Consider the following 12,076-nt stretch of genomic DNA (forward strand, 5'->3'; position numbering starts at 1 on the left):
CGTGGCACGACGACGGGGTTGGGGCGGAAGCCCGCCGGGCAGCGACGAGGAGGCCTCCCGTCGCATCGTCGCGGCCGCCGTCGACCAGATCGCGCGGACCGGCTCGGAGGTCAATGTCGCCGAGGTGGCCGAGTCGCTCGGCGTCATCCGGCAGACGGTGTACCGGTATTTCCCCAGTTCGGATGCCCTGATGCGCGCGGCCGCGCTGGCCTCGGTGGACGAATTCCTCGATCGCCTGACCGAGCGGGTCGCCGGGATCACCGATCCCGCCGACGCGATGACCCAGGGCGTCGTCTACACCCTGAACGAGGTGACCCGGATCCCGCATCTCGGAATCCTGTTGTCCCGCAGCTATTCCGATCGCCTGCCGGACGGCCTCACCTCCGACGAGGCCCGCGCGTTCGGCCTGACCATGATCCGGCGGTTCGACGTCGACTGGGAGCGGTACGGCTACGACGACGCGGCACTGGCCGAACTCGTCGAATTCCTGCTGCGCATCATGCAGTCGTTCCTCCTCTCCCCGGGTGATCCGCCGCGCACCGACGCGGAACTCGAACGGTATCTCCGCCGCTGGATGGGCACCGCGATCCTCGCCCAGGCCGGCTACGACGCCTGACATCGCTCAGGACGCGGTATCGCGGGCCAAGTAGCGTGCGCGCAGTTCGCGTTTGAGCAGCTTCCCGGTGGCGTTGCGCGGCAAGGGACTCAGGTCGAAGCGGATCTCGGTGGGGAGCTTGTAGGCGGGCAGGCTGCGCCGGGCCGACTCCACAATCTCCGCCGCGGTGCGGGATACGCCCGCGCGCAGCGTGACCGCGGCGACCACGCGTTCGCCGAGCCGCCGGTCCGGCACCCCGAACACCGCCACCTCGGCGAACTCGTCGGTCGCGGCCAGCACGGATTCGACCTCGAGGCAGGAGATGTTCTCGCCCGCCGCGATGATGATGTCCTTGCTGCGATCCACGATGTAGACCAGCTCGTATTCGTCGAGGTAGCCGAGATCGCCGGTACGCAGCCAATGGTCGTGGAACACCGCGGAATCCGCGCCGGGCCCGAGGTATTCGGCCGCGACCAGCCCACCGTGCAGTTCGAGTTCGCCGATCTCCCCGGCCGGCACCGGGATTCCGGCGGCGTCGACGACCCGCACGTCCATCGTCGGGCTCATCGGGCCGAGCGTGTCCGGGAACGCGGCGAGCAGCACGCCCCCGGCCGTGCACACGCTGCCGCCCGTCTCGGTCATGCCCCAGCCGACGCTGCGTTGCGCGGCGGGCAGGACGGTCGCGATCCGCCGGGACACGTTCGGCGGATTGGCCTGACCGCCCGGCGCCAGGTTCACCAGCGACGACAACCGTTGCGCCGCATCGGGTTGGGCGAGCAGTTCGTCGACGGCCATCGGCGGGCCCGCCGCCAGGGTCAGCCGATACCGCTCGACCAGTTCGGCGGCGTGCGCCGGATCCCATCGGGCCATGGTGACGATCCGCCCGCCGGTGCTCATCCCGATGAGCAGCCCGGCCAGCCCGGACACGTGGAAGAGCGGGAAGACCAGCAGCGGGGACATCGCGGGCATGAAGCTCCGCAGATCGTCCACCTCGATGCCGTACTGCCGGGACGCGAACCGAATGTTGCACTCGGACACGAACTTCATGTTGAGCACGACGTTGCCGATGTTGCGATGGGTCAGCGCCACGCCCTTGGCCCGGCCGGAGGTGCCGGAGGTGAACAGCACCAGGCAGATCGAATCCGGGTCGGCCGGGCGGTGCGCGCCGGGGTCGCCGCCGTCCGCGAGCAGCTCGTCGACGGCCGGAACATCCTCCGGCCCCGCCGGATCGGTGCACACCAATCGCGCCGGCGCCGCGACTGCGCGCAGGATCTCGACGCGTTTCGGGTCGGCGACGACGACGGCGCTGGGGACGTCGGCGATCGCGTCGGCGATTTCCGTTGCGCTGGAACGACTGTTGTAGAGCACGGCCACGGCCCCGAGGCGCGCCACCGCGAAGAGCGTGACCGGATACTCCGCTCGATTCGCCATCATGATGCCGACGCGATCGCCGGGACCGATGCCGTACCGGTCGCGCAGCGCGGCCGCCAATCGACCGGCCCGGTCGAGGATCTCGTGGTAGGTCCGGCTGCCGGTCTCGTCGGTCACCAGGACGTGATCGCCGAATCGGTCCCCGAATTCCGCGACGGCCGTGTAGAAGTCCGGTGCGGCACGGCGATAGCTGCGCACGGTGTCGCCGGCCACGTCGACCGGCACGGTCTCGAAGGGCGCGCCGGCGGTGGTCAACTCGCGCTCGATCTCCCGATAGCACGCCATGACGTCGGCGGGATCCGACAGGTTGCTCTGCTGCATGCGACTTCCTTGTGACATACATGGTCGCGAAAACCCAAGGGGCGGCGTGATTTCGCGCGCCCCCAACCGGTTCGGGACATGAGCTTGGACAGCTGTCTGGAAGATAGCACGGGTATACCCGCCGGACAACGGATTCGCCCGGAAGGCCGGATTCAGCGCCGCGGATCCGCCTGCAGGCCGGGCAGCACGTAGCGCCGGATCTGGCGCAACAGGTCCCGATGGTCGTCGGGGTCGACGGTGTCGCCGGGCACCGTGCCGAGGCTGATCAGCACGCGCGCCACCCATTCCGCGACCTCGGTCGTGTCGTGCCCGGGGTGGATCTCGCCGCGGGCGGCCGCGGCCGCCACATAGGGCCGCCAGAAGCCCGCGAGTTCCGGGACCATGCCCGAGACGCCCGCGCCGGCGCAGGCCGCGAACTCCGCCGGTTCGGTGCGGCGCAACCGCATCAGGAGGGTGCCGGGGTCGTCGAACGCGCGCCGGCCGATCCGCACGCCGGCCACCAGTTGCTCGGCGAAGGTGTCGAAGGCGTCCAGTTCGGCCCGTGCGTCGGCGGACATCCGGTCGGCCAGGCGCACGATGGCCGCGCCGAGCAGTGTTGCCTTGTCCGGGAAGTGGCGGTACAACCAGGCGCGCGACATCCCGGCCTCCTCGGCCACCTCGCTGACGGTGGTCGCGCGAATTCCCTTGCGCGCCAGCAACGTCTGGGCGGCCGTCACCAGCCGATCGGTCACATCGGTGGCCGATGCCTCGGTCATGCGCCTCGCTTCCGGGCCGGTGCGCCCACTGTCCGGCGCATTTTCGCGAAAACCTGTCGATGACCGACGGTATCTGACATCCTGGCCGCAGTAGACAGATTTGCAAACCTGTCTACAGCCTGGAAAGGATCCATGGATGTATCAACCGCGCACCGCGGTGATCGGCGCCGGAATCAGTGGCCTGACCGCGGGCAAGATGCTCGCGGACTACGGTGTCCCGTACGTCTGCTTCGAATCGTCCGACCGCGTGGGCGGTAACTGGGCGTTCGGCAATCCCAACGGGCACAGCAGCGCGTACCGGTCGCTGCACATCGACACCTCGAAGCACCAGCTGTCGTTCCGCGACTTCCCGATGCCCGAGGACTATCCCGACTTCCCGCACCACACCCAGATCAAGCAGTATCTCGACTCCTATTGCGAGGCTTTCGATCTCGGCGGGGCGATCGAGTTCGGCAACGGCGTCACCGCCGCGCGCCGGCTGCCCGGCGGCGGCTGGGAGCTCGAGACCCAGCGCGGCGAGGTGCGGCGGTTCGACCTGCTGGTGGTCGCCAACGGGCACCACTGGGATCCGCGCTACCCGGAATTCCCCGGCGAGTTCACCGGCGAGACCCTGCACGCGCACCACTACATCGATCCGGGCACGCCGCTGGACTTCCGGAACCGGCGCATCCTCGTGGTCGGCCTCGGCAACAGCGCCGCCGACATCGCGGTCGAGCTGTCGTCGAAGGCGCTGGGCAACACGCTGACCCTGTCGACGCGGTCCGGCGCCTGGATCGTGCCGAAGTACATCGCGGGCCGCCCGGCCGACAAGTACTACCGGACCACGCCGTATCTGCCGCTGTCCTGGCAGCGCAAGTTCGTGCAGTGGGCCTCGCCGCTGACCTCCGGACGGCCGGAGAACTACGGCCTGCCCACGCCGAATCACAAACTGTTCGAAGCGCATCCGACCCAGTCGGTCGAGCTGCCGCTGCGACTGGGCTCCGGCGATGTGGTGCCGAAACCGGACATCGCCCGGTTCGAGGGCCGCACAGCGCATTTCACCGACGGCACCAGTGACGAGTTCGACATCGTGGTCTACGCCACGGGATACAACATCACCTTCCCGTTCTTCGATCCGGCGTTCATCAGCGCCCCGGGCAACCGGATCGACCTGTACAAGCGAATGTTCCTGCCCGGCATCGAGGATCTGGTGTTCGCCGGTTTCGCGCAGGCCACGCCGACGCTGTTCCCGTTCGTCGAATGTCAGGCGCGGCTCATCGGCGCCTACGCGGTCGGCCACTACCGGCTGCCGTCCGAGGACGAGATGCGCCGCGTCATCGTCTCCGATCAGCAGCGCTACACCGGCCACATGCTGGATCGGCCGCGGCACACCCAGCAGGTCGACTACTTCATCTACGAGCACGACATGCGGACTCGGGAGATTCCGGCCGGCGCGCGCCGGGCCCGGGACCGGGGCGCGCCGGACTGGGCCGGGGTCGCCGCCGAGACGGGAGCCCCCGCGTGACCGAGCATCGGCAACTCTCCTTCACCAGCCACGGAACGACCTGCGACGCCTGGTTCTTCGAACCCGACGCGCCGGGCGGGGACGGTGCGCCCGTCGTGGTGATGGCACACGGCTTCGGCGGCACCAAGGATTCCGGACTGGCGCCGTTCGCCCGCGCCCTCCGCGACGCCGGGCTGGCGGTCCTGGCCTTCGACTACCGCGGCTTCGGCGCCTCGGAAGGTGAACCGCGGCAACGTGTCTCGGTGGCCGACCAACTCGCCGACTACCGGGCGGCGGTCGCGGCGGCGGCCCGGCAGCCCGGCGTCGATCCCGCCCGGATCGTGCTGTGGGGCATCTCGATGGGCGCCGGGCACGTGCTGAACATCGCCGCCGAGCGCACCGACATCCGTGCCGTCGTCGCGATGGTGCCGCTCGTCAGCGGTCCGGCCGCGGGCCGGGTCGCGTTGGCGCAGAACGGATCCGGCGCGCTCGCGCGATCCGCGGTGACCGCGGCGCGCAGCGCGGTCGCGGGCCGGTTCGGCGGCCGCCCCACGATGATCCCGCTGGTCGGCCGGCCCGGCGAGGACGCGGCGCTCACCGCGCCGGGCTACTACGAGGACTACCTCGCGCTGGCCGGGCCCACCTGGCGCAACGAGGTCGACGCCGCGGTCGGCCTGGAACTGGGCGGTTTCCGCGCCGATCGGCACGCCGACCGGATCCAGGCGGCGGTGCTGATGCAGATCGCCGACTTCGATCAGGCCGCGCCGCCGCACGCCGCAGCCAGGGCGGCATTCAAGGCGCGGGCCGAGGTCCGGCACTATCCGTGCGACCACTTCGGCCTGTTCGCGGGCAATCCGTACTTCGAAACCGCTGTGCGCCATCAGATCCGGTTCCTGCGGCGACATGTCGTCGAGACGGCGGCCGTGACCACGAAGGGGACGAGATGAGTACCGGCGAATCCACCGCCGTCGTGGTCGGCGGGGCCTCCGGGATCGGCCTGGCGACCGTGCGGGCGCTGCTGGCCGAGGACCACCGGGTCGTCCTCGCCGATGTGAATGCCGAAGGCGCGCAACGTATCGCGGCCGAACTCGGCGACCGGGTCACCCCGGCGGTGCTGGACGTCACCGACGAGGCTTCCGTGGCAGCCGTTTTCGAGGCGGCCGCCGGCGCGCGGACGGTGGTCAACTGCGCGGGCCTGTCGCTGCCCGGCCCGATCGTCGACCTGGAACTGTCGAATTGGCGTACCACCGTGGACGTCTGCCTGACGGGCACGTTCCTGGTCCTCAAACACGCGGGCCGGCACGTCGCCGACGGTGCGAGCATCGTCTGCATCGCCTCGCTCAACGGCCGCCAGCCCGGCACCGGCCTGGCCGGATACTGTGCCGCGAAGGCGGGTGTCCTCATGCTCGTCGAGGTCGCCGCGCTGGAGCTGGCCGAGCGCGGCATCCGCGTCAACGCCATCTCCCCGGGGCTGGTGGACACCCCGCTGGTGGCCGGGATCTCCCTGGTCCCGGGCCTGACCGCGGAGTATCTGGAGAACACGCCGCTGCGCCGCAGCGGGCGGGCCGAGGAGATCGCCGACGCCGCCGTCTACCTGTCCTCGCCGAAGGCCGGGTGGATGACCGGATCGACCCTCGACCTGAACGGCGGCGCCCACCTGCGCCGCTATCCCGACGTCCTGGCCCGGGTGCGCGCGATGGCCGAGCCGCCGGCGTAATCCGTTGCGCCGCACTGTGTGACGCTGCCGTGGCCGATGACGATCCGCGCGGCCACCCCGAGAAGTGAGCGCGGTTCCGCCCGGGACCGCGAGAAGGTGGATTGTCGTGACGATGCGTGCGCTGCAACTGGTCGGCCCCGGGACTCTGGAGATGCGGGAGGTGCCGGTGCCCGAGATCGGCCCGGATGACCTGCTGCTGCGGGTCGGGGCGGTGGGTATCTGCCACTCCGATTCCTATGTGCTGAGTCTCCCGTTCCAGCTGCGGGAGGATCCGCTGACGATGGGCCACGAGATCGCCGGCACCGTCGAGGCGGTCGGCGCCGAGGTCACCGACCGGAGCGTGGGCGAGCGCGGCCTGGTGTACCTGTGCTGGTCCTGCGGCGAGTGCCGGGAATGCCTGCGCGGCAACGAGAATGTCTGCCTGGCCGCCGGCCGGGTCGCCATGCCGCCCTGCCCGGGTCTGGGTCCCGACGGTGGAATGGCCGAATACGTTCGGATTCCGGCGAATTCGTTCGTCCCGATCGGTGATCTGGACTTCGTCACCGCGGCCCCGCTGGCCGACGCCGCGATGACCCCGTACCACGCCGTCGGCGGCACCCTCGATCAGCTGTGGCCGGGTGCGACGGCGGTCGCCATCGGCATCGGCGGCCTGGGTCACGTCGCGGTGCAGATCCTGAAGGCAGTGGCCGACATTCGGGTGATCGCGGTCGACATCGCCCCGGACAAACTGGAACTCGCCACCCACTGCGGCGCGGACCTCGGCCTGCGAGCCGGTCCCGATACCGCCGCCGAGATCCTCGAACTGACCGGCGGCCGGGGCGCGGAGGCGGTCTTCGACTTCGTCGGCACCGACGCCACCGCCCGCCTGGCCGTCGACGCGGTGGCCCCGAACGGCGCGTACCGGATCGTCGGCCTCGGTGGCGGCACCGTCCCCCTCGACGCCGGTCCGGCGGGCGGCCCCGGCCTGCCGTGGGGCGCGACGGTCCGCAAGTCCTACGGCGGCACCCGGTCCGACCTCCTGGCGTCGGTGGCCCTGGCACAGGCGGGCCGAATCCGGGTCGAGGTGGAACAGTTCCCGCTGGAAGCGGGCCCCGAGGCCTTCGAACGCCTGGATCGCGGCGCCATCCGCGGTCGCGCGGTGCTGCTACCCCATCGATGATCGGCTCAGCAACTGAACGACGTCCGATGAATCGTCGGCCGCGCGAGTGCGGAAGTATCAGTACCCAGCCTGACCGGTCCGGTTCCGTTCTCGTGCGGAAATGGACGACCTGCTCGTAGAGGGAAAATTCCCGGCAACAAATTCGAGATATCCGGCGAAAGTCCCGAAAAGAAAACCGAGTGGTCGCCATCTGTCGGATGCCGGGTTCCTCGGTCGCTCCTTCCGAATATTTACGGTAAGCTCCGGGCACGTCGCATCGGTGGGGTACAGACGCTTGTCGATCGACGGCACAGGCCGAGACCGATGGGGATCAGAATGCATGCCGGACCGGAGGGGATGCCCGAGGGCGCCGCCGCCTTGCAGCATGTTTACGACGCTGTACACGGAACGATCGACACGCGAGATACGTACATTCTGGGCGAACGTTCGACGATTGCACATCTCCTCGTTTCGCCCGCACTTCAGCGTATGCGCAGGATTAAACAACTCGACTTCGCTTCGCAGACATTCTCGGCTGCCGACCATTCTCGATTCGCACACGCCATCGGCACCATGCATGTCATGCGAAAGATGCTCGACCGTCTCGTCGATACGGGAGAGAACTTCGAAAGACAGCTGCAGTACCTGCGGAAGAGCAATGCCCGGCTGTTCGACGGTGATGTGGCTGCCGATAGACCGAAACTGTTTCAGCACATGCTTCTCGCCGGACTGCTGCAAGATATCGGCGAACTGCCCTATGCGCAGGCAACTCGGCACGTCTACCGCCCCAACCTCGAGATGCGAAAGCATGTGTCCCGATGCACCGGCATCCGCGAAGATCGCCTCAACAACAAACAGATATTCACGTTGGCCGGGATCTTCGACGAGAAAATCGCGGAGAAACTCGCTTTGGTGGATATGGGGTTGCTCGCCTATCTCATCACAGGCCTGTCGCCCGACGAGGAAGCCGAATTAGCATTGCGGCCGCTTCGGCACATGGTGGACGGAACGCTGGATGCAGATCGGCTGGACTATGTGTTCCGAGATGCCTATCACACGCTCGGTGCGGTCGGTGACGCAAATTCTGTCATCGATACGATCCTCTACTACGACGACGTCGGCCCAGTGGTCACCGAGGCGGGTCCGGTGGCAAATCTGCTCGTCGCCCGGGCGCGCTTGTATTCATCCGTCTACCTTTCGCCGGCCAACCGATTCAGGCTTCTGTTGCTCTTGACGGCATTGCGTGGAATCAGAGATGATGTCGAATGTTCGAAAGAGTTCTTCGGGCCGAGTGCTGTCGATATATCTCTTGATGATTTCTTCGATCTGGACGAGATGTCCTTGAACTCTCGGCTGTACGACATCACCCGTAGTCCGACGGTCCGGCGACTCGACAAGAAGTCACGCAATGCTCTCGAAATCTATACCGGAAAATATATTGACTACCAACATTTCTGGATAGCTCCCGTCAGTGAGCGGAACGCGGCTCCGGCGGTGAATCTGGTGCTGCCGGATGATTTGTATTTCGACACCCTCAGTGATCAGCAACGGCCAATCTATTACACCGGGTCCGTCCGGGTGAAAAACGAGAGTTTGAGCCATATCGCCGACTCCGTCCCGCTCGAGCACTGTGCCGGGCCCTATTCGGCTATGCTGCAGTCGCCGGTATCGACGCAACCCATGAAGGACAGTATTCTCGTCTTTCTTCCGGCGGTTCACCGCGGGCGGGCGTGGGCTGAGTTCGACGCGGCTCTCGCATCTCGGAATCTGTATGATGTGCTCTTGGAGAACGACCCGGTCAGCGTCATCGATTTTCCGACCGATACAAGGAACGCTCCGGGCTTCGTCGGGCCGGCGGTATTCATTTCGTTCGCAGCGCCCGATATTCAGCTGGTTCGTCGTATCGCGGCGGTCCTGGTGTCTGCCCGGCGACGCTACTTCTTCTATGGTGGGCGATTTCAGGGTATCGGTGCAACGGCCCGGGACAACAGTGTCAACGCTGTGCGAGAGGCGGACGCGGTGATCATGGTTGCCTCGACGAGCTACGCGGCCCGGTTCAAACAAGAGCCCGACGGTTATGTCGCATCGGAGATTTTTGCGATAAGTGCACGCCGGGAACGGGACGCCGACTTCTCATTGGTTGTGCTTACGGCCGAGGACAAGAGCACAGTGCTCGACAACCTGCCATGGCGCTCCGCTTTCGGTTTCGGTGAACCGCCGTTCTTCGGTCGGCCACTGCGCTCGGCAAACTCGGCGGACTTCGATTCCGCAGTACACGCCGCGATCCAGGCGATTGACGCCGTCGTGACCGTCTCCCGTGACAGCGGCTACAGCGGAGAGACGAGAAGTTCATGACCGAACCCCACATCGTCAGAATTGCGTTGTTCGGCCCGTCGGGCGCGGGTAAATCGACAACGAGTCATCTGATCTCAGCACACTGCGAGACGTCGGGTGTGAAGTGTTCTCGGCTCGCGCTGGCGGAGCCGCTCTATAAGGCACAAGCGGAGTTGTACAAGATAGCCCGTCGCCCGCTGGCCGACCCTGAAGTCCAGGATGGTGAGCTGCTCGCACTACTGGGTCGTCAGCTGCGGCGCATCAATCCAACGGTCCTGACCGACGATTTTTCGGCACGCCTGCACGATCTGATTACGGACATTTCACTGGAGAAATACGATCGGTATGTCGTCGTGTGCGATGACATGCGATATCCGGACTGGGCAGCACTCGGCCGTCTCGAGTTCGTACCGGTTCGAATCTACGCGACGGAAGACGACTGCGACATCCGCCGCCGATTGCGTGGCGATATCAATATGGTCAGCAGTGCGTCATGGACCGAACACGGTCTCGACATGATTCCGTACGTACATACGCTGAACAATACCGGTACCATCGCGGATCTCGCGATGGCCGTTACTGGTCTGCTAGAGGAGTTGTCGGCATGATATTGACCAGAGAAGCGATACGGCAATCTGTGGCAACGGGAAGTATCGTTATCCAGCCGTTCGACGAGGAACTGCTCAACCCCAACAGTTATAATTACCGGCTCGGACGTTTTCTCAAGATCTCTCCGCGGAGCGTTCTCGACCCGTTGGCCGCAGTAGAATGGGACGAGATCGAGATACCGGAGGACGGCGTGCTCCTGGAGCCGGGCCGGCTGTACCTGGGGCACACGATGGAACGAATCGGAAGCAAATCGTTCGTCACTTCCTTGATCGGGCGCTCCTCGATCGGCCGGCTCGGCGTGTTCCTACAGATTTCTGCGGATCTGGGTCATCAAGGTGCGATACACTCCTGGACGTTGGAATTGACGGCGGTTCAGCCGACCAGGGTCTATGCGGGGATGCGTATCGGACAGGTCAGTTTCTGGGTGCCGACGGGTGAACCGCGCGAATATCAGGGTCGATACGGCAGTGAAGCCAAGCCTCGCGAATATATTCTCGGCCGGGACGAAATTCTCCGAACTGCCAGGGCTATTCGATGATACTGACCGGCGATGAGATAATGCGTGAACACAATTCTGCGCGGATCGATATACGACCGTTCAATCCGGATCAGGTCAACCCGAACAGCTATGACTTTCGGCTGGGTTCCGTACTCAAGACATATGTCGATCATGTCCTCGATGCCCGTCTTCCCAACAGTGTCACCACGACGCGAATTCCAGAAGATGGGCTGGTGTTGACGCCGGGCAGGATCTATTTGGGACACACGCTGGAGATAATGGGGAGTGACCATTATGTGCCTATCATTCGTGGAAAGTCCTCGACAGCGCGCCTCGGGCTGTTTGTGCATGTTACCGCGGACATAATCGACATCGGCAGTCACAATCAATGGACGCTTCAATTGTACCCGGTTCAACCCGTACGGATCTATCCTGGTATGCTCGTCGGCCAGGTGACGTTCTGGAAAACTCTGGGTGAAGTGACGCTGTATTCCGGGAAATATCAAGGCTCGATGGGGCCGGTCGAATCATTGGTTCATCTCGACTTCCACGCCGAATCGATACGAGAGGATGAAAAGATTGATTCTGTCTAAGCCGACCATCCAGCGCTATTTGGAGAACGGCTCTATATCTGTGCGCCCTGCTTCCGGTGCCGGCAGTATCAGGCCATTCGGCATCCGGATTCATCTGTCGGATGAAATCCTGCGTCCGCGATCGAAGGTGATCGACCTCGGCGACCCAGCTCAGATGGACGATCTCTACGAGCGTGAATCGATCGCCGAATCGCCTTTGGTACTGGAGCCCGGTGACTTCGTTCTCGGTGCTACTGTCGAGGCATTCAAAGTCGACCCGCATCTGGCCTGCAAGTTGGATGGGCGTAGTACCCTCGCCAGGCTCGGCTTGATGATTCACTGCACGGCCGACACGATCGACAACAACACGGGGTCCCACCGTGCTGTCGTTCTGGAACTCAAGAACATATCCTCCTTCACCATGAAAATTCCGTTCGGCTACGGGATAGGTATGCTGACCTTTTTTCGCGGATCCGAACCTGTGGATCCCGAGGACGAACAATCGCAGTACGACGATCAGTTGAAAGTGACAGGTCCGAACCTCGCTTTTCCGGCCCCGTTGCTGGGTCGGGAGTATCTTGTACAGTCATGATCGACCGGGTGTCTGCCCGAAGTCCCTGCG

General features: G+C 65.4%; 12 protein-coding genes. 10 read left to right on the forward strand and 2 right to left on the reverse strand.

All coding sequences use genetic code 11. The features are described from left to right. Position 1 precedes the first annotated feature (1 nt). On the forward strand, positions 2-616 hold the full coding sequence (locus NRB56_RS21745; RefSeq protein ID WP_319943328.1) for a TetR/AcrR family transcriptional regulator: 615 nt from the start codon (positions 2-4) through the stop codon (positions 614-616). Positions 617-622: 6 nt separating this feature from the next. Here the strand turns inward: NRB56_RS21745 and NRB56_RS21750 are convergent, their stop codons facing one another. Together NRB56_RS21750 and NRB56_RS21755 are read right to left on the reverse strand one after the other, a co-directional pair. After that, complete coding sequence (locus tag NRB56_RS21750; RefSeq protein WP_153344981.1) at positions 623-2,347, reverse strand: class I adenylate-forming enzyme family protein; 1,725 nt, start codon at positions 2,345-2,347, stop codon at positions 623-625. Positions 2,348-2,499: 152 nt separating this feature from the next. Beyond that, a complete protein-coding gene (locus NRB56_RS21755) occupies positions 2,500-3,102 on the reverse strand; it encodes a TetR/AcrR family transcriptional regulator (RefSeq protein WP_153344983.1) in 603 nt (200 codons plus the stop codon). Between the two features lie 136 nt (positions 3,103-3,238). Between NRB56_RS21755 and NRB56_RS21760 the strand changes: the two genes are divergently transcribed. From NRB56_RS21760 to dcd (NRB56_RS21800), 9 genes are all read left to right on the forward strand, one after another. Continuing rightward, positions 3,239-4,606, forward strand: coding sequence for a flavin-containing monooxygenase (locus tag NRB56_RS21760; RefSeq protein WP_153344985.1), 1,368 nt, complete (start codon positions 3,239-3,241; stop codon positions 4,604-4,606). Then, the gene (locus NRB56_RS21765) at positions 4,603-5,532 is read left to right on the forward strand and encodes an alpha/beta hydrolase (protein ID WP_319943329.1); all 930 of its coding nucleotides are present in this window, start codon (positions 4,603-4,605) and stop codon (positions 5,530-5,532) included. The genes NRB56_RS21760 and NRB56_RS21765 overlap by 4 nt, the downstream gene beginning before the upstream one ends. Next, entirely contained in the window at positions 5,529-6,302 is a 774-nt protein-coding gene (locus NRB56_RS21770) for an SDR family NAD(P)-dependent oxidoreductase (RefSeq protein ID WP_153344986.1), read from the forward strand. The genes NRB56_RS21765 and NRB56_RS21770 overlap by 4 nt, the downstream gene beginning before the upstream one ends. Positions 6,303-6,414: 112 nt before the next feature. Continuing rightward, positions 6,415-7,461: an NAD(P)-dependent alcohol dehydrogenase gene (locus NRB56_RS21775; protein ID WP_153345276.1), complete on the forward strand. Its 1,047-nt coding sequence runs from the start codon at positions 6,415-6,417 to the stop codon at positions 7,459-7,461. 315 nt (positions 7,462-7,776) lie between these two features. Next, a complete protein-coding gene (locus NRB56_RS21780) occupies positions 7,777-9,795 on the forward strand; it encodes a hypothetical protein (protein WP_194290926.1) in 2,019 nt (672 codons plus the stop codon). Next, positions 9,792-10,382, forward strand: a complete 591-nt coding sequence (locus tag NRB56_RS21785) for an ATP-binding protein (protein WP_153344990.1) — start codon at positions 9,792-9,794, stop codon at positions 10,380-10,382. The genes NRB56_RS21780 and NRB56_RS21785 overlap by 4 nt, the downstream gene beginning before the upstream one ends. Further along, positions 10,379-10,921, forward strand: a complete 543-nt coding sequence (locus NRB56_RS21790; protein ID WP_153344992.1) for a dCTP deaminase — start codon at positions 10,379-10,381, stop codon at positions 10,919-10,921. Before NRB56_RS21785 ends, NRB56_RS21790 begins: the two co-directional genes overlap by 4 nt. Next, entirely contained in the window at positions 10,918-11,475 is a 558-nt protein-coding gene (gene dcd, locus NRB56_RS21795) for a dCTP deaminase (RefSeq protein ID WP_153344994.1), read from the forward strand. The genes NRB56_RS21790 and dcd (NRB56_RS21795) overlap by 4 nt, the downstream gene beginning before the upstream one ends. Then, the gene (gene dcd / locus NRB56_RS21800; RefSeq protein WP_194290927.1) at positions 11,462-12,046 is read left to right on the forward strand and encodes a dCTP deaminase; all 585 of its coding nucleotides are present in this window, start codon (positions 11,462-11,464) and stop codon (positions 12,044-12,046) included. The genes dcd (NRB56_RS21795) and dcd (NRB56_RS21800) overlap by 14 nt, the downstream gene beginning before the upstream one ends. Positions 12,047-12,076 lie beyond the last annotated feature (30 nt).

Origin of the sequence: Nocardia aurantia (assembly GCF_009604425.1) — a bacterium.
Lineage (GTDB): Bacteria > Actinomycetota > Actinomycetes > Mycobacteriales > Mycobacteriaceae > Nocardia > Nocardia aurantia.

Excerpts from the sequence above, each read along its gene's own strand:
- NRB56_RS21750 (WP_153344981.1), bottom strand. The coding sequence starts at position 2,347 with ATGCAGCAGAGCAACCTGTCGGATCCCGCCGACGTCATGGCGTGCTAT.
- NRB56_RS21755 (WP_153344983.1), bottom strand. The coding sequence starts at position 3,102 with ATGACCGAGGCATCGGCCACCGATGTGACCGATCGGCTGGTGACGGCC.
- NRB56_RS21760 (WP_153344985.1), top strand. The coding sequence starts at position 3,239 with ATGTATCAACCGCGCACCGCGGTGATCGGCGCCGGAATCAGTGGCCTG.
- NRB56_RS21770 (WP_153344986.1), top strand. The coding sequence starts at position 5,529 with ATGAGTACCGGCGAATCCACCGCCGTCGTGGTCGGCGGGGCCTCCGGG.
- NRB56_RS21775 (WP_153345276.1), top strand. The coding sequence starts at position 6,415 with ATGCGTGCGCTGCAACTGGTCGGCCCCGGGACTCTGGAGATGCGGGAG.
- NRB56_RS21780 (WP_194290926.1), top strand. The coding sequence starts at position 7,777 with ATGCATGCCGGACCGGAGGGGATGCCCGAGGGCGCCGCCGCCTTGCAG.
- NRB56_RS21785 (WP_153344990.1), top strand. The coding sequence starts at position 9,792 with ATGACCGAACCCCACATCGTCAGAATTGCGTTGTTCGGCCCGTCGGGC.
- NRB56_RS21790 (WP_153344992.1), top strand. The coding sequence starts at position 10,379 with ATGATATTGACCAGAGAAGCGATACGGCAATCTGTGGCAACGGGAAGT.
- dcd (WP_153344994.1), top strand. The coding sequence starts at position 10,918 with ATGATACTGACCGGCGATGAGATAATGCGTGAACACAATTCTGCGCGG.